Below are 21,116 nucleotides of genomic sequence, written 5' to 3' on the forward strand. Positions count from 1 at the left end.
GGCTTGATTTTTTGCAGGAACGCAAGCTTCGCAGCAAAGGAAAATGGCATGGATGTACCCCTCAAGTCCGCGTATTGCCATCCCTCCTGGAGCCGCCATGCTGTTTAATTCCTGGATTTTCCTGCTGGGCTTCTTGCCCGTCACGCTCGCCGGCTTTTTTCTGCTGGGCCGGCGCAGCCCTTTCATGAGTGCGGCCTGGCTGGCCGGTGCGTCGCTGTTTTTCTATGGCTGGTGGGATCTGCGCTATGTGCCGCTGCTGCTCGCTTCCATCTGTTTCAATTACGGCTGCTCCACCTGGCTCGCCAGCGGGCCGGCCTGGCGCCGCAAAGCCGTCCTGACGGCCGCCGTTTGCGCCAACCTGGCGCTGCTCGGCTACTACAAATATGCGGGCTTCCTGGTTGCCAGCGTTGCGCACTTGCTGGCACAACCCTTGCCGGTGCTGCAAGTGATCCTGCCGGTCGGCATTTCGTTTTTTACCTTTACCCAGATCGCCTTCCTGGTCGATACGTACCGGGGCCAGGTGCGCGAGCGGCGCTTTGTCCACTATCTGCTGTTTGTCACCTATTTTCCGCACCTGATTGCCGGCCCCGTGCTGCATCACAAGGAGATGATGCCGCAATTTGCCGACCGCAAGGTCTTTCGACTATCCGCGGAAAACATGGCCGTCGGCGCCAGCATTTTCCTGATTGGCCTGGCCAAGAAGGTGCTGCTTGCCGACAACCTGGCACCGTTTGCCGGCGCGCTGTTCAACCAGCCGGGCGAACCATCGCTCCTGATCGCCTGGAGCGGCGTGCTGGCCTATGCGTTTCAGCTGTATTTCGATTTTTCCGGCTATTCCGACATGGCCATCGGCCTGTCGCGCCTGTTTGGCGTCAAGCTGCCGCTGAACTTCGATTCGCCCTACAAGGCCGCCAATATTGCCCAATTCTGGCGCCGCTGGCACATGACCTTGTCGCGCTTTTTGCGCGATTATCTGTATATTCCGCTCGGCGGCAACCGCCATGGCGGCGCGCGCCGCTATCTGAACCTGATGATTACCATGGTGCTCGGCGGGCTGTGGCATGGCGCGGGCTGGAATTTCCTGATATGGGGATTCCTGCACGGCGTGTTCCTCGGCATCCATGGTGCGTGGAGCAGCCTGCGCCTTTCCTCGCAATCGACCGCCTGGAAGATCTTCGCCACCGCGCTCACCTTTGTCGCCGTCTGCACCGCCTGGGTCTTCTTTCGCGCGCCTGACCTGGCCAGCGCGCTGGCCATTCTCGGTGGCCTGTATGGCGGCAATGGCCTCGCCTTGCCCGACGCGCTGGCCCGCCACCTGGCGCCGGTGCAGCCGCTGCTGGTGGCCATGAACGTGTCGTTTTACCTCGGCGGTGGCGCCGCCTTTATCGACAGCTGGGGCTGGATCGGCCTGGCCGCGCTGCTGGCCTTTGGCTGTCCGAATACCCAGCAGATCATGCGCCTGGTCGAACCGGCGCTCGATGCAAAACCCGCCAGTAGCCGCATGGCCTGGCGGCCGACACGCTACTGGGCGGCGGCGATGGCAGGGTTGGCGCTGGCCAGCATGCTGTCCTTGAACCGGCCCGCCGAATTTCTGTATTTTCAGTTCTAGGAGGCGGCGATGAACACCACCTCTGTTGACTACCGGCGCTTTTTGCTCGCCCTGTGCGCCTGCCTGGCTTGCGGCGCGCTGGCCACCATCGCCCTGGTCGTGATCGTCGACCCCTACGGCCTGTACAAGGTGGTTGACCGCCCCGGCTTCAATGCCGTCAAGCCCGGCTTGAGCCGCTACCAGGTGCAGATCAAGCAGGCGCACGCGCTGCGGCTGCGCCCGCGCGTGGTCATCCTTGGCAACTCGCGCGCCGAGATCGGTTTTGACCCCGCTGCGCCGGCCCTTGCCGGCGCGCGTGGCGCCGTCTATAACCTGGCCATCCCCGGCACGGGCCTCGCTACCGCTAACCATCAACTCGGGCAATTGCTGGCCGCCGGCGTCAAGCCGGAGACGGTGATCCTGGGTGTGGAATTCATGGATTTCCTGGCGCTGAAATCGCCGTCGAGGCCAAGCGCAAAACCGGCCGGCGCGCTGGACTGGCAAGCACCCTGGCAATTCGACGCGCTGTTTTCGCTCGCTTCCGTCAAGGACGCGCTGCAGACCCTGCGCATCGAGCACGATGCGCAAGCGGCCACGCTGTCGCCCGACGGCTTCAATCCCTTGCGCGAGTACGCTGCGCATGTGCGCAATGATGGTTACCACAAGATGTTCGAACAGCGCGCGCGCGAAAACGCCGCCACCTTGACAAGAAAATCCACCACCAGCCTGGACGCGGCCGATTTTACGCTGTTGCGCACTTTGTTGACGCAGGCGTCCGCCAGCGATGCGTCTGTCAAGCTGGTGATTTATCCGTATCACGCACAATGGCTGGCCATGCTGGAAGCGGCAGGTTTTTGGCCGCTGTTCGAGCAATGGAAGGCACAGCTGGTGCGCGAGATTGCCAGTATCCAGGCCAGTCATCCGGGCGCCTCGATCGCGCTGCATGATTTCAGTGGCTACGGTCCGTATAACTGCGAACGCATCCCGGCCGCCAGCGAGCGCGATGCCGCCACGCGGTGGTACTGGGAAGCGGGGCATTTCAAGAAGGAGTTGGGCGATGTGGTGCTGGAGCGGCTGCTGTCGCCGGCGTCAGTGCCGCCGTTGGGCCTGCGTCTCGATGCAGGCGCGCTGGCGGCCAACACGCGGCGCATTGCCAGTGAGCGGCGTGATTGCCTGGCGTTTCAGCCTGAACTGTTTTTAACGGCAGCAAAAATGTCCGCACCGCGTGATGTGAAGCACGTGGAAAAAACGCTACGGCAAGACTATAAAAACCCCAAGGAGAAGACATGAATTTTGCACAGTTCTACCAGCATTCCATCGACAACCCCGACGCCTTCTGGCGCGAGGAAGCTAAAAAAATCGACTGGCATACGCCCTTTGCCCAGGTACTCGACGACAGCCGCCCGCCATTTGCCAGATGGTTCGTGGGCGGCACCACCAATCTGTGCCACAACGCCGTCGACCGCTGGGTCGATAGCCGTGGCGATGCGCCAGCGCTGATCGCCATTTCCACCGAAACCGATACCGAGCGTACCTACAGCTACCGCGAGCTGCAGCGCGAGGTGGAACGCTGCGCGGCCGGCTTGCTGTCGCTGGGCGTGGGCAGGGGCGACCGCGTGCTGATCTATATGCCGATGATCGCCGAGGCGGCGTTTGCCATGCTGGCCTGCGCGCGCATCGGCGCCATCCACTCGGTGGTGTTTGGCGGCTTCGCTTCCAACAGCCTGGCCAGCCGCATCGACGACGCGCAGCCCAGGCTGATATTGTCCAGCGACGCCGGCTCACGCAACGGCAAGGCGATCGCCTACAAGCCGCTGCTCGATGAGGCGATCCGCATCGCCGCCCACAAACCGCAACACGTGCTGCTGGTCGACCGCCACCTGGTGCCAATGGAACTGGTCGCCGGGCGCGATGTCGATTATGGCGCACTGCGCGAACAGCATTTCGATGCGCAAGTGCCCGTCACCTGGCTCGAATCGAACGAGGTATCCTACGTGCTGTACACCTCGGGCACCACCGGCAAGCCCAAGGGCGTGCAGCGCGACGTGGGCGGCTATGCGGTGGCGCTGGCTTCGTCGATGCAATACACGTTTTGCGGCAAGCCCGGCGAGACCTTTTTTGCCACCTCCGATATCGGCTGGGTGGTCGGCCACTCATATATCGTCTACGGCCCCTTGATCGCCGGCATGGCGACCATCCTGTACGAAGGCTTGCCGATCCGCCCCGATGCGGGCGTGTGGTGGAGCATCGTCGAAAAGTACAAGGTCACGCGCATGTTCTCGGCGCCAACGGCGATCCGCGTGCTGCGCAAGCATCCGGTCGAACTGATGCGCAAATACGATCTGTCGTCGTTGAAGGCGCTGTACCTGGCCGGCGAACCGCTGGACGAAACCACCTCGCAGTGGATCGCCGGTGAACTCAAGGTCGATATCATCGACAACTACTGGCAGACCGAGACGGGCTGGCCGATTCTGTCGGTGGCCAGGGGCGTCGCCAATACGCCGACGCGCCTGGGCAGTCCTGGCCTGGCCATGTACGGCTACAAGGTGAAATTGCTCAATGAATCGACGGGCGAGCAATGCGGCGCGAATGAAAAGGGCGTGCTGGTGCTCGAAGGTCCGCTGCCGCCGGGCTGTTTGCAAACCGTGTATGGCGACGACCAGCGTTTTGTCGACACCTACTGGTCCACCTTCGGCGACAAACAGGTGTATTCGACCTTCGACTGGGGCTTGCGCGACGCCGACGGTTATTACTTTATTCTCGGGCGCACCGACGACGTGATCAACGTGGCCGGCCACCGCCTGGGCACGCGCGAAATCGAGGAAAGCATCTCCAGCCACCCGAATGTGTCCGAGGTGGCGGTGGTCGGCATGGAAGACAAGCTCAAGGGCCAGGTGGCGATGGCCTTCGTGATCCTGAAGGATGCGCGCCCGGTGGAAAGCGTCGAGGGCAGGGCGCTGCTGGAGCGCGAAGTGATGGCCGTGGTCGACCGCCAGCTGGGCGCCGTGGCGCGCCCGGCGCGGGTGCTGTTCGTGCCGCAGTTGCCCAAGACGCGTTCGGGCAAGCTGCTGCGCCGCTCGATCCAGGCCATCTGCGAAGGGCGTAGCCCGGGCGACCTGACCTCGATCGAGGACCCGGCTTCGCTGCGGCATATCGAGGAGGCGCTCGCGTAGAGATCACTTTAGCAGAGTTTATCATCGGATAAACCCTGCTCAGATACGCTCGCTTTCCTTGCGCACCACGCGCCCGACGATAATGCACTCCTTGCCGCGGCACATCTTGCGGTGGTATTTGCGCTGGTCCGGGTTGTCCGACGTCAGCCACCATTCGCCGATATCGCGCGCCAGGCGCTTGACCACCGGCTCGCCCTCGTAGTTGATGGCGTACACCACGCCATCGACGGGGCGGATATCGGCCGTGTTGATGATCACCACGTCGTCTTCATACAGGGCCGGCTCCATGCTCTCGCCCCTGACCTTGATGGCCACCAGTTTTTCAGGGTGGTAGCCATTGCGGTCGACCCAGCCGCGCGGCACGCTGATGGTGCTGCCGTCATGCGTTTCCGGCTCGATCGCAAAGCCTGTGATGCCGGCCGACAGGCGCAGTTTCACTTTGCGGATATCGTAGAAACGCTCGTCTTCGCCATCGTTGACGAACACCGCCTTGACGCCGGCCAGCGCGCGCGCCGCCATGGCCGCCTGGTCGGGCGCGGCGCCCTGGTCGAAATACATGCTGTCGAGCTGTAAATCCGCTTCCAGCTTGCGCGCGATCTTTTCGCTGAAGGCGCGTCCGTCGCGGTAGGTGGGCGAGAGGATCTGCGAAATGCGCGCCTCGCTCCAGCCGCTGGCGTCGGAAATTTTCTTGCGCGTGTGTTCATAGCGCTCGCTGATCAAGGCCAGCAATCGGTCGCGTCTGTATTGATACATATCCATCTCCACATTAAACCCGAAATTTACCGTTTGATAAATTACCAAATGCTTGACTTTAACATTAGCGATTGATAAAGTCCACTTGTTGCTTGTCGCAAATTCGCACACAGCGTTGCCCGGCAGGCCGGTACAGGGAGGATGGAGATGTTCAACAGCAGTCAGGTGGTGAGAAGCGCCGCGCCGCCGCAAACAGGGCGCCGGATCCTGGGGCGCAGCAAGAAGTCGCAGCTGCATATCGCCCATATCGCGCAGCATATCGCCGCGCACGGCCAGGCCAGCGCGGCGCAGTTGTCGGCCCTGCTGGGCCTGGACGCGGGCACCATGAGCCGCTACCTGCGTCATATGTGCGGCGCCGGCCTGATCCATCTGGCGCAGCGTCATTGCACCGAGCCGGGGCGCCAGCGGCCCGCGCTGTACGCGCCGGGCGAGGCGGACGACGAAGGCGACGCCTGGGCCGAGCTGCCGCCACAGGTGCGGCGCATAGCCACCTGGCCGGGCGGCGCGGCCAGCCGCGATCCGCTGGTGGCGGCCCTGTTCGGGCCGGCCAGGTCATCAACACAGTAATAATGAGGAAATGAGGAGAACATCATGGGCTTTGCAGAACAATTCATCGCGTCGCTGTCGTCGCATAATTTGCGCGACGACGCGTTTCACCACGACCTGGACGTGATCGCCGCAGCGGCGCTGGCCGGCGACATGGGCGCCTTGCTGTGTCGCGTCAAATATGCGGACGGTACCGTCAGCCGTCGGTTCGAGGGCAATGCCGGCAACCTGGCGCAACTGCTGCGCGCCTGGACCGCTGCCGTCACCAAAAAGGGCCAGGCGCGGCGCTGGGTCAAGGCCAGCACCGCCTGGGACGCGCAGGCGGCCCACACCCTGTATCGCCGCGTGGCCGAAGCGTCGCTGGCCCATTGGCTCGACAGCAAATGCAAGCTTTGCCATGGCACCGGCGTGGCCAGCGCCGGCGCGGCGGGCGCACCGCTGGTCTGCAAGGCTTGCCACGGCGCCGGCGAAGCGGCCATCACCTGTTCCGGCGGCTTTGAACTGGAGCGCATCAAGGACATGGTCAGCGAACTCGAAGCGATTTTCCAGTCGCACGGCCGGCGCGCCATGCGCCGTCTGGGCCGGTAAAATAAATTGTGCAAGATGCCTTGAGCTGAAAAAAACGCTCCTACAATAGAGTCTCGTTCAAGCAGCACACAAAGCGAACGCAGTAACCCAGTACAGTAGCACCACATGCTTATCCACTCGTAATAGACGCGTTTCCAGCGCGACACCGATAGGATAATCTTCAGCGACCCCGCCTTCACGGCATGCCTCGCATCTCTCCCGTTCGGCGCGGCCTCGCGCCGCCCGAACCGCCGCAGCCCGCCGACGCGACTCGTGCGGGCTGTTGCATTTCTTCTTTGTTTTTTCCAACGCACCCACCCAGACCGCCCTCGCGGTCTTTTTTTTCATCTCATGAAAGGCACTTCCCATGGCATCGACAGCAAACGGCATCGACAGCGTGATCGTCATCAGCAAACAGGGCGCCGAAGGCGTCAAGGCCGCGGCAGGCGGCGGCCAGGTCTACCCGCGTGTCACGGCCACCTTCGACACCGAAGCGGACAAGTACGCCAGCAGCGAAATCGACGCCAGCCAGCAGCAGGGCGACACCCGCCTGGGCAATTTCCGCACGGCCGGCGCCATCAAGGCCGAAGCGGCCTGCGGTACCTATGCGCCGCTGATGGCCGCGCTGCTGCGCCGCGACTTCACGGCCGGTGGCGTGGCCGCCGCCCAGACTACCATCGCCGCCGCCGCGACCGGCCTGGTGCGCAGCGCCGGCTCCTGGCTGGCCGACGGTTTTCGCGCCGGCAGCGTGGTGCGCATCAGCGGCCTGACGGCGCCGGCCACCGCCAACAACGCGAAGAACTTTTTCGTTACCTCCGTTACCGCCACCAACCTGAACGGCCAGTTCATGGACGGCTCGGCAATGGTCATCAAGGCGGCTGGCGACTCCGTCGGCGTGGCGGCTGTGGGAAAGCGCAGCTTTACGCCGCTCACCGGCCACACCACCGACTGGTTCACGGCCGAAGTGCAGGACCCGAATATCGGCGTGCACCGCAGCTTTGTCGATCAGCTGGTCAGCAAGATGGACATCGCCGTGCAGCCCAATGGCATCACCAGCCTGGACTTTACCCTGATGGGCAAGGCGGAAGGCCCGACCACCGCCGTGCCGCATTTCGCCACGCCAGCTGCGGCTGCCGGCAGCGGCAAGTTCTCGGGTGCCACGGCGATGATGTCGGTGAACGGCATCCCGTCGCAGATCTGCACCGGCATGTCGGTCTCGCTCGACGGCCAGGTCAAGGTCGACCCGGTGATCGGCTCCAGATTCGCCACCGCCGCCTCGCGCGGCAAGGTGCTTGGCTCGGGCCAGTTCACGGTGCTGCTGCAGGACGCCGTCTACCTTGACTACTTCAAGAACGAGACGGAAATCGCCCTGGCCTACGCCATGGCGTCCGGCACCGCCCCGAACGCCGACGTGCTGGCGCTGGCCATGGGCCGTGTCAAGATCACCTCGGCCAAGATCGACGATGGCGAGAAAAACAAGATCGTCACCTGCGCCTTCGACATCCTGCGCTACAAGGGCGCCGATGCCCAGCATGAAGCGACCACTTTGAGCATCCAGGACAGCGCGCTGTAACAGGCATTCGCCGGCTACCCCAGTGCCGCCCGCGTGGCGGCTTTTTTATTGTCTTTTACTTCATCCAGAAAGCAGCACACATGAACAACGCACAAAAAATCCAGGCAGGTTTCGACATCGGCAACCTCCACGCGGCCGCCACACCCGTCACCTTTGACGTGCCCGTCATTTTCGACGCCGACGGCGAAGCGGTGGCCGGTCTGACCATCGTCGGCAAGAATAGCGAACAGTATCGCGTGGCCAACAACGCCGTGCGCGCCGAAGGCTACAAAAAATCGGCGCGCCGCAAGACCGCCATCGACGCCTCGACCGACGAAGGCGCCGAACTGCTGGTGCAGGCCATCGACGGCAACCAGAAGCGCCTGGCGCTGGCCGTGGTCACCGGCTGGTACGGCTTTACCAGCAATGGCGCAGAAGTGCCGCTCGATGCGGCCCTGCTGGAGGCGGCGTTTGAAAAATACCCGACCTGGCAGGAAAAAGTGACGACCGCGCTGGAAAACGAGTCAAATTTTTTGAAACTCTGACAGCCAGCCTGCTGCAGTACGCCGCACACCAGTTCGAACGCGGCGCACGCGCCGCCGACGGCCACGCCAAGGGCGAGCATCTCGATGCGGCCCGCCGCCATCCCTTGTACCGGGCGCCACCGGAAGCCGTGGCGCCGCCGCCGCTGCCGTTCGAACTGGCCCACGTATGGGAGTGGTTCGTGCAACTGAACCGCAAGCGCCAGAATGGCATGGCCGTCAATCCTATCGCCAGCAGCGAGATCCTGGCATGGCAGGCGCGCCACCGGCTCGCCATGGAGCCGTTCGAGCACCAACTGCTCGACAGTCTCGATGCGCTGTTCCTGGCGCACCAGCAGGGCTGACCTGTTTGTCCAACCCGGCCGCCCTGTGCGGCCTTTTTTCAGAGGCCAACCATGCCAGAAATCAGGGAAATATTAATCGTCGTAAATACGGCCGAAGTGCGCGAAAGCGCGCAGGCCGTCAGTCAGCTCGCCGAGGCCTCCGAACAGGCCGGCCGGCAGGTACGCGAAACCAGCGTCGCCATCCGCATCTCGGAGCAGGCCACGCGCGCCCAGGAAGAGGCAACCAGCGCCGCGGCCGATGCCGCAAAAGTGCTGGGCCAGCAAAGCAGCGATGCGTCCGATGCGGTATTGAAGGCGGCGCAAGCTGTCGATGGCTTTGCCAGGGCGTCGCTGAAGGTAGGCGAAGGGGCCCTGAACGCCAACGTAGGACAGATCAAGAACGGCCTGGGCGAGATGGCCGATGCCACCGGCCTGACAGAAGCGGCCTTGACGCGCCTGGGCAAGGGACCGCTGCTGGCATTGCAGATGGCCGGCGATGTCGTCGCATTTGTCGCCGAAGCATTCGTGCAGGGCCAGCTGGAGTCGGACAAATTTGCGCAGGCCCTGGTGTTGACTGGCAATGCGGCTGGCATCACCGAAGGCCAGTTCAATACCATGGTGTCGTCGGTGTCCGAGTCGAGTAGCACCGGCCTGGGCGACGCCCGTAGCGCCATGCAGGCATTGGCGGAAACCGGGCAGTTTACACGCGAATCGCTCGGTTCCGTGGGCGCTGCCGCCATGACCATGTCGCGGATCAGCGGCGAATCGGCTGGCGCGGTCGCTGCCGATTTTGCCACCATGGCCAATGGTGTGATCAGCTGGGTTGATACGCACGACAGCAAGTACAACATCCTCACTGGCGCACAGTATCAGCATATCGCCGCGTTGGAAGAAGAAGGCAGGACGCAGGAAGCGATGGCGCTGACCAGTGATCTGATCAACGCCGGCCTGCAGAAACGGGCAGAAAAGCTCAGTTTGATCGGTGGGCTCCTGCAAAGCGGCAAGGGCCTGTGGTCGAGCTTCATGGATGGCATGCGTTCGATAGGACGCGATGATACACCCGAAGAAGAAATCAAGAAAATTCAGCGGCGTACGGCTGAGGTACGCGCCACGCGACAACTGGTTCCCGGCACCCATCCCGCAGCACTCCTGACGGATGGCCAACTGGCACAGTTCGAACAACAACAGGCGCGGGCGCTGGCCCTCGCGAATGACAGGAAGGCGCAAGCTGAAAAGAAAGCGCTGGACCAGCGACGGGAAACAAAGCGCAATGCCGATGCCAAGCAGGGCTTGATGGATATCGACGAGATGCAGAAGCGCTACGCGACCAAGGAGCAGCGTGAAACCGCCGCCATCAAAAAGGTGGATGAAGCGGTGAAAAATGCCCGCGCCGGCGGCGCCAGGATCAGTGACGAGGACGAGAAGTTGTTGCGCAAGAACGTTCAGGCCTCGTTTGCCGGACCGGACAAGGTTGCCGCGCCATCAAGGGCAAGCACCGCTGCCGCAGGCCTGGACCCCCGCGAAGCGCAGCTGGCGGGGCAGGTGCAGGCAATTCAAAGCCAGTTGCGCTTGAAGAACGAAGAGTATGACCAGCTGGCCAAGCTGGACGAAACGCGCCGCAAGAGCGGCACCTTGAGCGACGAGGCCTATTTTGCAAGCCGCGTGACAGCCATCAACGCGCGCGGTGAGGCGGAAATGCAGGCTTACCGGGACCAGGCGGCGGCACTGAAGGGATTCCAGGCGAAAACGCCGCAAGCACGTCAGGAAAATACCAACAAGATCGCCGAAGCGGGGGCGGCCGAGCTGCGCGCAAAGCAGAAGATGGATGCCAACCTGAAACAGATGGACGAAGTCGCCAGCCAGCAGAAGGCGGAAACGGCCAGGAAACAGGAAAAGGACGCTGCGGACAACTTGGCCAAGGAGACGGCGGCCATCAAGGCTGCCTATGAGCAGCAATGGAAAGAGGCAGCCGATGGCGCCAAAGCTCTCGGCGATGCGTTGGAAAAGGTCTTCGGCAAGGTGGGCGGTACGATCGGCAAGGTGACGTCGGCGTTGGTTGACTACAAGAAAGCCCAACAAGACATTCAAAGAACACTGACGAACTCGCAGGAGGATGCCGGTAAAGACGAATCCAAAAAAATCGCCGCCACGGCGAAGGCCCAATACGATTCCACGCAAGCGCAAATGAAAGGTTACGGGGACATGGCGGGTGCCGCAGCTGGCTTCTTCGACAAGCAGAGCACGGGGTACAAGATGCTGACCACGGTTTCTCAGGTATTCCATGCTGCCGAAACGGCCATGACGCTGGCCGAACTGGTGCCAAAGGCCATCAGTGCTGTACTGAGTCAGGGCCAGGGCGATCCGTATACCGCGTTTGGCCGCATGGCCGCCATGGCGGCAATCGTGGCGGGACTTGGCGTGGCGATAGGCGGAGGAGGCGGCAATGTCGATGTGGCGAAAGAACGCCAAAAGGCAAACGGCACCGGCACGGTGCTGGGCGATTCTTCGGCCAAGAGCGACTCGATCACACGCAGCCTGGCCATCATGGAAAAGAATTCCGGTCTGGGCTTGGCGTATACCATTTCGATGGATAGCTCCTTGCGCAAGCTCGTTGCCGGCATCGGCAACCTGGGCAATTTGCTTGCCCGTGAATCGGCAGCCGCGGGCGCGGGCGGCGCTGCGGCAGGCGTGCAGACCGGTACCGCAGTGCTGGGTGGCGGCATCGGTATCCTGGCCGGTACTGCGGCAGGCGGCTTGGGCGGGGCCATGCTGGGAACTTATGTTGGCATGGGCATGGCGGCAATCGGTGGTCCGTTGGGACTGGCGCTGGGCAGTGTCGTGGGCGCAGTGCTCGGAAATGTTGTATCAAAACTATTCAATACTTCCAGTACCGTGGTCGATCAGGGTATTACTGCCAAGGCCATGAGTTTCGGCCAGATCGAAGAAATGGGCTTCACTGCGCAATCCTATGCCGATGTCAATACGAAGAAAAAGGCCTTGGGCATCACCTACAGCAACAGAAACAGGACCGAGACTGCAGCGTTGTCCGACGATATAAACCAGCAGTTCACGATGATTATCGTCGGCATGGGAGACGCCGTCCGCAGCGCGGCCAAGGTCATGGGCCTGGCGGGGAACGATTTCAATGCACGGCTGGATAATTTCAAGGTCGATCTGGGCAAGATCAGCCTGAAGGGGCTAAGCGCCGAAGATCAGCAGAAAGCACTTGAAACGGCATTTTCCGCGCTGGGCGATCAGATGGCTGCCGCTGGGGTTGTGGGTTTGAACGGCTTCGCGAAGATCGGCGAGGGCGCCTTCGAAACGCTGAATCGTATCGCCAATAATTTTCAGCAGGTCAGCGACGTGCTATTCGTATTGGGCCAATCCTTCGGCGTGACCGGCATGGCTGCGGTCAAGCTCTCCGAGCATCTGATCGGTGTGGCCGGAGGTATCGACAAGTTGACGGAAGGCACCTCGTATTTCTACGAGAACTTTTTGTCCGATGCCGAAAAAATGGCGCCGATTACCAGTTCCGTCAATGATGCGATGGGCAAGCTGGGCCTGGGCGGTGTTACGACGATGGATGGTTTCAAGTCGGCGGTATTGTCAGCGGCTGAAGGTGTCGCGACAGGAAAAGATGGCGCGGACCAGTTGTACGTTGCGCTGTTGTCGCTGGCCGAACCGTTCAAGAAGGCGGCAGACTATGCGGCTGACCTGGCCGCTGCCACTGGTGAAGTGGCTGCAATGAACAAGACCGCCAGCGAAGTTGCCAGTGAGCGCAAGGATTTGCAGCAACAATTGAACCAGTTGCTGCAAAGTGAAACGGAACTGCTGGCCGCCCAGCGTACGGCGGTCGCCGACGCCAATCGTGGACTGTTCGACCAGATCCAGGCAGTCAAGGCCGTCACCGGCGCCAAGGATGCCTTGAACAAGGCCTACGAAAACGAATCGGCGGCGGCCAGATCAGCGCTCGACAAGTCGAAATCCTGGGTCGGCACGCTCAATGGCCTGAACGCCAGCATGGCGCTGGGCGCCCAGTCGACCCTGACGCCAGAGCAGAAATACGCCGAGGCGCGGGCCCAGTTCGAAAAGACCTTGTCGGCAGCCAGGGCCGGCGACGCGACGGCGCAGTCTGGCTTGTCTGCCGCCGAGCAGGCTTTCCTCACTGCGTCGCAAGTGGTCAACGCAGCCGATGGCCGTTACGCGGCAGACTATGCCCGCGTGGTGGCCGCCAACGAGGACGCCCTGAAATGGGCGGCAGCACAGGTCGACGTGCAGCAGGCCAGCCTCGACGCGCTCAACGCACAGGTGTCCGGCCTGATCACCATCAACGACAGCGTGCTGACGGTGGCCCAGGCCATCGCCGCCCTGCGGACGGCGATGGGCGGCGCGACGCAATTGGGCGTGCAGTTCAGCAATGCACCGGCCGCGCTGGCGCTGGCCGCTTCCATCAGTCCCGCTGCGGCGCTCGACTTTGATCCCGTGCGCTATTGCGCCGCCGCCAATGTCGGTGCCGACGCCCTGGTCGCCGAAATCCGCGGCCTGCGCGAAGACAACAAAGCCATGCGGGTGGAACTCGAAGGCCTGCGCGCCGACCAGCGCGTGCAGACCGGCGACACCATCCGCGCCACCGTCGAATCGAACGCCAGCGCCGCCCGCACGGTGGTCGAAGGCGTCGACAAATCGTCCAGGACCTCGTCCTGGGCCAATACAGTGAAAGGAGCATACGCATGACCGATGCGCAATTTTCAAACTGGCTGCAAAGCGCTGCGGCGGTCCGCATGGTGCTGGTCGAGGCACAGGTGAATGTGGCAGGCCAGGAAGCGACGCGCTATCTGGCGTCGCGGCCTTATGTCACTGGCCCGCTTGACACGCCACCCAATACCGAATACCAGCCCCTGGTGACCGGCGGCCTGGCTTTTACCGAACAGGTCAGCCTGACGGGCGAGGCGGGGCTGTCGGGTGGCGATATCGAACTCGATAACCGCGATGGCGCGCTTGATGGCTGGCTGGCTGACGTATGGATGAACCGCGCCATCAAGGTCTGGGCCGGCGACCCGGCCTGGCCGCGCGCTGAGTTTCGGCTGGTCTTCGACGGCATCGTCTTTGACGTCGGCAGCGCAGGGCGCGAGTCGCTCAACCTGGTCTTGCGCGACAAGCTGCAGCGCCTGAACACGCCGATCAGCGAAACCAAGCTCGGTGGCGCCACGCCGAACAAGGACGCGATGCTGCCGGTGCCGTTCGGCGAGTGCCATAACGTCACGCCCTTGCTGACGGATCCCGCGACGCTGGAATATGGTTTTCTCGGCGCGGTCGAAGCGATGGTCGAAGTACGCAGCAATGGCAAGCCGATCGAGGTGATGCACGCCGTGACGACCGGTCGCTTCCGGCTCGTTACCGATCCTTTTTCGACCACCATCACGGCCAGCGTGCAGGGCGACAACGGCGGCGCCTATGCGCCACGCATCGCGCCACTGGTGCGGCGCATCGCCACCGCCTACGGCAAGCCGGCCGACCGTTTTGCCGACGCCGACCTGGACCTGGCCAACCTGGCCGCGTTCGATGCGGCCCACCCGCAAACGGTGGGCCTCCATATTGCGGACCGCACGAACCAGGCGCAGGCCATCCAGCAGCTGGCGGCCAGCGTGGGCGCGCAGGCGGTGATGTCGCGTACCGGCCAGCTGCGCCTGGTGCAGGTCGCGCTGCCGGGCATCGGCGTACCGGTCGATGTGGGTCCGGCGCAAATGAAAGAGCGCAGCCTGCGCGTGGCGCAACGGCTGCCCGTGGCGGCCGCCGTGAAGATCGGCTTTGATCGCAACTGGACGGTGCAGCCCAGCTTGACGACCAGCATCCCGCCGGCCCATGCCGACCTGTATGCCACCGAGTGGCTGAGCGAAACCGTGGTCGACGAGGCGGTGCGTGCGCGCTATCGCCTGAGCGACGACCCGGTGCAGGTCGATACCTGCCTCAAGACCCGCGTGGATGCGCGGACGGAAGCGGCGCGGCGCCTGGCCCTGGCCAAGCTGCCGCGCACCCTGTATGAATTTGACGGAGAACCGGACATGATGATGCTCGAATTGGGACAGGCCGTGACGCTGCAGGGCGAGCGCTTTGGCTTGCAGGACGGCGTGCCGGCCGTGGTGATGCGCCTGTCGCGCTTCTGGCTGACGGGCCGCGTGACGGTCGGAGTGCTGGCATGAGCGCGGTGGTGGGGGAGCGCGACACGCTCATCATGGGTACCGTGCCGCGCTACGCGGCGCCGCTCGATCGCGCATTGATGCTGACGGCCAGCGCGACGATGTTCGAGATCTCGCTGTCCGGCACGCCGGCGCCGGCCACGATCACGTTTTCTGCGCTGATGCTGGGCGCCATCGGTGACATCGCGTTTTCCAGCGAGCCGCCCGTGGCGCTGACGGTTGGAAAAGGCAACGCGGTGCTGCGCTACGAAGACATGAGCGCCAGCATCGTGACGGTCACCGCCGCCGCGGTGGTGGAGGGCGTCAGGTATGCGGCGCGCCAGACGGTGGCCAAGCAGCAGGCGCTGGACCTGGCGCCGCCGCCGGCACCAACAGGCTTGGTCGCCACAGGCCATCCGGCGACGATCACCCTGGCATGGAATGCAGCGCCGGCCAATTACAGCAACCTGTCGCATACCGAGGTATGGCGCGCGCCGGTGAATAATTTTGCCCAGGCGGTGCTGGCCGGCCGTGCTGATGGTCGCGAATACACCGATCCGGTCGGGCCGGGCGCTTTCCGCTATTACTGGATACGCCATGTGTCGCGCGCGGCCATCCCTGGCCCGTACAACGCCAGCAGTGGCACGGTGGGCGCGTCGGATGCCGAGGTCGGGCATCTGCTGCAGGTGCTGACGAAGCAAATCACGGAAAGCCAGTTGTATGCAGACCTGGGCGCGAAAATCGATCTGATCGAGCCGACCCGGGATGCGGTCGCGGATCTGGAGCAGGTCTACGGCGACACGGTGAATGCTGCCACCTCGGCCGGCGCTGCGGCGCAGTCGGCTTCGGCTGCAGTTGCTGCGTCTGTCGCGGCCGATCTGGCAAAGGCTGCGGCCAATAACGCAGCTGGTGGCGCAGGCCAATACGCTGCGCAGTCGGCGCAGTCGGCAACCAACGCCAGCACGTCCGCCGGCACCGCGTCGACGGCAGCGCAGCAATCGGCGCAATCGGCAACCAACGCCAACGGCAGCGCCAGTGCCGCCGCCAGTTCCGCATCAACAGCGGCCGGCGCCGCCGGCGCTGCAGGGCAGAGCGCAAACGCGGCATCGACCAGCCAGGCTGCTGCTGCCGGGTCAGTCACCACAGCCGGCGCTGCAGCAACGGCCTCAAACGAGGCGAAATTATCGGCGCAAGCGGCGCGTGACGCGGCAGGAACAGCGCGCGACGCCGCTGGCGTCTCTGCATCGGCCGCGCTGATTTCATCCAATGTCGCTACCGCTGCCGCCACGGCAGCTGGCGACAGCGCGTCGGCGGCATCACAGTCGGCAATTACGGCAAACACCAGGGCGGGCGCCGCCAGCGCATCGGCAGGCAGTGCGGCAACGTCGGAAACGAATGCTGGCAGCTCGGCCAGCGCAGCAGCGCAGTCAGCGCAACTGGCGGCGCAATCGCGCGACGCTGCTGGCGGGGCTGCCAGTGCCGCCGCCGGCTCGGCCAGTACCGCCAATGCGAAATCCACAGCGGCTGAACAGAGTGCGGCGTCGGCCAGCGCGGCGGCCGTGACTGCCAACAGCGCATCTGCTGCGGCGGCACAATCAGCAGGGGATGCCGGCTATGTTGCCGGACAGGCCGGACTGGCGGCCCAGAATGCAGGTGGTTCGGCAGCAGCTGCTGCGCAGTCAGCCAGCAGCGCGAATACTAAATCAACAGAGGCGGCACAGAGCGCTACGGCGGCCAATAGCGCACGTACCGCTGCTGAGGCGGCGTACGGCCAAGCCCAAGGCGCGGCGCACGCGGCGTCAGGCTCGGCATCGACCGCTGACGCGCGCGCGACTGCCGCTGGCCAGAGCGCGACTGCGGCAAACAGCGCGGCGACCACGGCGTCAACATCCGCTGGCGAGGCCGGCTTCTATGCCACACAGGCGGCCAGCTCGAAAACGGCCGCCGACGGCAGCGCGGCATCAGCCGCATCATCGCTGCAGCAGGTGCAGGCCATTTATCGTGCGGACCTGACCAATCTGTGCCAGGACCCGACGTTCGCAAAAGGGGCGTCAAACTGGAATCATACCGGCATCATTGCTCTGGCTGGCGGCGGCGACGGCGTGTGGCCATTCGCTAACTGTGCATTGGTTACGGGGCGCAATAGCACCCAAATCGCGCCACAGGTGTTGGTTTCGCCTGGAGATACGCACTATTTCTCGGCGTGGGTTTGCAGCCAATCGGGCGCTGCCCCGACGTTCAGTGTGGGGGTGTATTTTACGGGGTCTAACGACTACCAGAGCGTAGTCGCCGCGGCCACCTGCACAGCCGCCCAGAGTAACTATGTCTGGATTCGTATCACAGGATCAGTGACCGTTCCTGCAGGGGCGAGAACGGCAAACCTCTGGATGGGGTTGGGCAGTGATGCTGCTATTTACTGGGCTGTGACTGGTATTGAGTGGCGCCCGTCGCAGGTGGTCCAGGCGCTCACTGCGGTCGTCAACACTGAAATTCAGACCCGCGCCGACCAGTACACAGCTACCAGTCGCCGCGTCGATAGTGTCCAGGCGTCAATCGAGGGTCCAGATGGTCTAGCCGGGAAATATGCGGCCGTCAAAATTACGGCGGATGCGACAGCAACTGCGCTGGGGAAGGTACAGGCAAAATATGGTGTCCAACTGGACGCTGACGGTGTATCGGGTGGGTTTGAGCTGCTTGCCGGCGGCGGTCGTCTCGACTTCGGCGTCCGCGCTGGCACCTTCTTTATCGCTGCGCCCGCTGGCAGCGGTATCGCCTCGTCGCTACCGTTCATTGTGCGCACGACGGAAACGGTGATCGGCGGCGTCACCATTCCCATCGGCATGTATGTTGCTGACGCGTTTATCCAGAATGCATCGATCACCAATGCCAAGATTGGCGGGGATATCTGGTCGAGCAATTTCGTTGCTGGTCAGTCCGGCTGGCGCCTGTATCGCAGCGGAGATCTGGAAATCAGCAATTTGCGTGCGCGGGGAAATATCGCCGGCGGCGCGTTCCAGAGCGGCCTGTGGCCAGAAAACGGTGGCACAGGATTCTGGCTCGGCGCAGATGCATTTCGGATGGGGAATTTCAACACGGGCCAGTATTTCGAGGTGACAGCGGCGGGTAATTTTTCGATGCCAGGCCTGCGCGTCTCTGGTGGGAACGCTACATTCGACGGCGCGCTGTCGGGGGCCACAGGGACGTTTGCCGGCAATTTGTCCGCAGCATCAGGCACGTTGGGTACGATCACGGCCGGCTATTTGCGGAATACTGCCAATACGACATATGTGGACCTGAATGCGACCGGCGGGCAAACGTTTTTGTACGCCGGCGGCGGCAAAATTCGGCTCACTGCCGATGGGAGCGGGGAGTTCGCCCGCGCGATTATTTCACCGCCGAATGTCGTGCAGAAGGGAACAGAGCCTCTGTCGGTGGGCTGGCGAGACAACACTATGCCGTTCACAGTCTACATCGACACTGGCGAGGCATTTTCCGATCTCTGGTATATCGCACCCTCTGCTACCTACATTGGCAATGCAACGCTCACTGGCGGATTGGCACGGTCAGGCGGGCTCTCCGGCTATGTGGAAACCACGATTGTCGTTGGTGGTGGTCTATACACCGGCGCGCAAACGCCAATCGGTCAGCAAATCTATTTGCGTGTCACATGGACGCCAGGCGATGGCTCGGGGAGCATTAACCCCGCAGCGATTGCATGGAAACTGGTGAAGGTTTAAAAAATGACGAATTTACGTATCCTCCACGACAACGCCGCCGACCGTGCGGTGCTGACCGCAGCGAGCCAGGCCGGCGCGCTCGGCCCGGCCAACTTGCAGCGCGACGCCAAGGGCGCCGTGCTGCGCGCCACAGGCACGGCACAAACTATCGTTGCCGCATGGCCCACCCAAGAGGCGATCGCCTGCGTGGCGCTGATTTTTACCAACATGACCAGTAGCGCGCGCATGCGTGTGCGCGGCTATGCCCGGCCGGCCGATGCCATCCCCGTGCTCGACACAGGCAGCATATTCCCATGCCCGGCCGCCGTGCACGGCTCGTTCCCGTGGGGTGTTCTACCGCTGGGCTGGAACGCCTACACGCCCGGCGGCGTAAATACTTGGGCGCGCGGCGGCGGCGCCGACGGCGTGGCCTGGTTCCCGTCGGTGCGCGTTCGCAAACTGGTGATCGATATCTCGGCGCCGCAAAGCCCCGAAGGCTATCTGGAAATCTCGCGCCTGGTGGCGGGTAATTACTGGTCGCCCGAGTACAACGCCGAATACGGCGCCCAGTTGCAGCTGCAGGACAGTAGCGAGGATTACCGCACCGCCGCCGGCGACCTGAAAACGGCCGTGGGCACCACCAGCGACAAGCTCAATATCAACCTGGCGCACCTGACGCCGATGGACCGCGCGCGCCTGATGCGCATCCTGCGCGAGAACGGCAAGGGCAAGGCGATGCTGTTCAGCCTGTTCCCGGAAAACCCGGATCCGCTGCTGGAACAGGATCACATGCTATATGGCAAAGCCGGCAACCTGGACGCGGTGGCCACGCCGTATTTTGAAACGTATTCCGCACCACTACAGATCGAGGGGATTTAAATGGCTGATTTTTTTTACGATGGCATGCCGAACGTCAACGAGCGGCTGAATCTGCTGTACACAGCATTTTCGACCGGACCATACAACGCACTTCCGCTCACGGGTGGTGCGCTCACCGGGCCGCTGACATCGGCCTCGACCATCACCGCAACCCGCGTCGGAACGGCAGGCATTGTCGAGCAGATGGCCCTGGTTACCAACTCAGGCGGCGCAGGTATTTCCGGTACAGCTATCCGATTCGGCTATCCCGGCACGAATGGCTACGGCAGTCGTATTGTTGGCGCAGGAGACCCCACCGCGAGCTCCGCCGGATATACCGCATTTGAGACAGGGACAGGCGCGGGCGCATCGGGGTACAGGGAGGTAGTCCGAATCACTGAAACAGGCGCCGTATTGATTGGGGCAAAAACGCTGGAGAATTCCGGGCAGCCGGATCTGCTCCAGGTACACGGGCCGATGCGCATTTCCTCACCGGTTTCCTCGGGCGCTTTCATCATGGCCGCAGGCTATAAAAATAGCCCCAGTTTTGTGTTGTACGGTGGCGATGGCGGAACATTTAATCAGCCAAGCTCGGTGTTGTACATGACAAAGGCCGAGGTAACGGCCCGGAGCATATCCGCAAATGGAACAGTCAATACAGGGGGCAACGACTATGCTGAATATGTGCATAAATGCCTCGGCTGCGGCATTGTCGCGAGGGGCCAGATCGTCGGCATCACGGCAGGCAATACAATCACCGATCAGTGGGCGGACGCCGTCATGTTCGCCATTAAATCGACGATGCCGTCATTCGTCGGTGGCGACACATGGGCGAGCAGTATCGGGCCGCGCCCGGACCCTCAAGCTGGCCCAGCGCCAGTCCAGCCACCGCGTCGTCTTGATGTGACCGAGCAGCAGCCGCTGCCCGACACCAATCCGCCGCAATACCAGGACGTGCTAACGCCCGGCGATACCGATGCCGAGTGGGCGGTAAAACAGGCCACCTATGCCGCAGCCCTGGCCGCGCACGCCGCCGCCGTGCAGCAGGATGCGGAAGCGCTGGCCACGTTCGAGGCCGCCCTGGAGGTCGCGCGCCAGAAGGTTGACCGCATCGCCATCGCCGGCCGCGTGCCGGTCAATGTGCTGGGCGCCCAGCCTGGCGATTACATTGTGCCGGTGCAGGATGGCGATGGCATTGCGGGCGCCGCCGTGCACGCGGACGATATCACCATGGCGCAGTATCTGCGTGCGGTCGGGCGCGTGATTTCGATCGAATCCGATGGCCGCGCCTATGTGATGGTCAAGGCCGTATGACAGGTCAG

General features: G+C 63.1%; 14 protein-coding genes. 13 read left to right on the top strand and 1 reads right to left on the bottom strand.

What is annotated here, in order from left to right:
• Positions 1-97: 97 nt before the first annotated feature.
• Genes CD932_RS22345 through CD932_RS22355 form a run of 3 tightly spaced genes read left to right on the top strand, consistent with a single transcriptional unit; the run spans position 98 to position 4,761 of the window.
• Positions 98-1,609, top strand: a complete 1,512-nt coding sequence (locus CD932_RS22345) for an MBOAT family protein (RefSeq protein ID WP_094444963.1) — start codon at positions 98-100, stop codon at positions 1,607-1,609.
• Between the two features lie 9 nt (positions 1,610-1,618).
• On the top strand, positions 1,619-2,878 hold the full coding sequence (locus CD932_RS22350; protein WP_094444964.1) for a hypothetical protein: 1,260 nt from the start codon (positions 1,619-1,621) through the stop codon (positions 2,876-2,878).
• Entirely contained in the window at positions 2,875-4,761 is a 1,887-nt protein-coding gene (locus CD932_RS22355) for a propionate--CoA ligase (protein WP_094444965.1), read from the top strand. The genes CD932_RS22350 and CD932_RS22355 overlap by 4 nt, the downstream gene beginning before the upstream one ends.
• Positions 4,762-4,800: 39 nt before the next feature.
• Here CD932_RS22355 and CD932_RS22360 read toward each other — a convergent pair whose 3' ends face one another.
• On the bottom strand, positions 4,801-5,514 hold the full coding sequence (locus CD932_RS22360; protein ID WP_094444966.1) for a S24 family peptidase: 714 nt from the start codon (positions 5,512-5,514) through the stop codon (positions 4,801-4,803).
• 147 nt (positions 5,515-5,661) lie between these two features.
• Between CD932_RS22360 and CD932_RS22365 the strand changes: the two genes are divergently transcribed.
• The 10 genes from CD932_RS22365 (at position 5,662) to CD932_RS28435 (ending at position 21,108) form a co-directional block, all read left to right on the top strand.
• The gene (locus CD932_RS22365) at positions 5,662-6,081 is read left to right on the top strand and encodes a MarR family transcriptional regulator (RefSeq protein WP_094444967.1); all 420 of its coding nucleotides are present in this window, start codon (positions 5,662-5,664) and stop codon (positions 6,079-6,081) included.
• A 24-nt stretch (positions 6,082-6,105) separates the two neighbouring features.
• Positions 6,106-6,648, top strand: coding sequence for a hypothetical protein (locus CD932_RS22370; protein ID WP_094444968.1), 543 nt, complete (start codon positions 6,106-6,108; stop codon positions 6,646-6,648).
• A 346-nt stretch (positions 6,649-6,994) separates the two neighbouring features.
• Positions 6,995-8,200 (top strand): phage tail tube protein, encoded by a 1,206-nt coding sequence (locus CD932_RS22375; RefSeq protein ID WP_094444969.1) that lies wholly within the window; start codon positions 6,995-6,997, stop codon positions 8,198-8,200.
• 80 nt (positions 8,201-8,280) lie between these two features.
• Positions 8,281-8,724 (top strand): hypothetical protein, encoded by a 444-nt coding sequence (locus tag CD932_RS22380; RefSeq protein ID WP_094444970.1) that lies wholly within the window; start codon positions 8,281-8,283, stop codon positions 8,722-8,724.
• 104 nt (positions 8,725-8,828) lie between these two features.
• Entirely contained in the window at positions 8,829-9,065 is a 237-nt protein-coding gene (locus CD932_RS22385) for a hypothetical protein (protein WP_094444971.1), read from the top strand.
• 51 nt (positions 9,066-9,116) lie between these two features.
• Positions 9,117-13,778, top strand: a complete 4,662-nt coding sequence (locus tag CD932_RS22390) for a phage tail length tape measure family protein (RefSeq protein ID WP_094444972.1) — start codon at positions 9,117-9,119, stop codon at positions 13,776-13,778.
• The gene (locus CD932_RS22395) at positions 13,775-15,244 is read left to right on the top strand and encodes a hypothetical protein (RefSeq protein ID WP_094444973.1); all 1,470 of its coding nucleotides are present in this window, start codon (positions 13,775-13,777) and stop codon (positions 15,242-15,244) included. The genes CD932_RS22390 and CD932_RS22395 overlap by 4 nt, the downstream gene beginning before the upstream one ends.
• Complete coding sequence (locus CD932_RS22400) at positions 15,241-18,957, top strand: hypothetical protein (protein WP_141213341.1); 3,717 nt, start codon at positions 15,241-15,243, stop codon at positions 18,955-18,957. Before CD932_RS22395 ends, CD932_RS22400 begins: the two co-directional genes overlap by 4 nt.
• A 3-nt stretch (positions 18,958-18,960) precedes the next feature.
• Positions 18,961-19,815, top strand: a complete 855-nt coding sequence (locus tag CD932_RS22405; RefSeq protein ID WP_094444975.1) for a hypothetical protein — start codon at positions 18,961-18,963, stop codon at positions 19,813-19,815.
• The gene (locus CD932_RS28435; protein WP_141213342.1) at positions 19,816-21,108 is read left to right on the top strand and encodes a hypothetical protein; all 1,293 of its coding nucleotides are present in this window, start codon (positions 19,816-19,818) and stop codon (positions 21,106-21,108) included. It begins immediately after the preceding gene.
• Positions 21,109-21,116: the final 8 nt, after the last annotated feature.

It is taken from the genome of Janthinobacterium sp. PC23-8 (assembly GCF_002250505.1).
GTDB lineage: Bacteria > Pseudomonadota > Gammaproteobacteria > Burkholderiales > Burkholderiaceae_D > Janthinobacterium.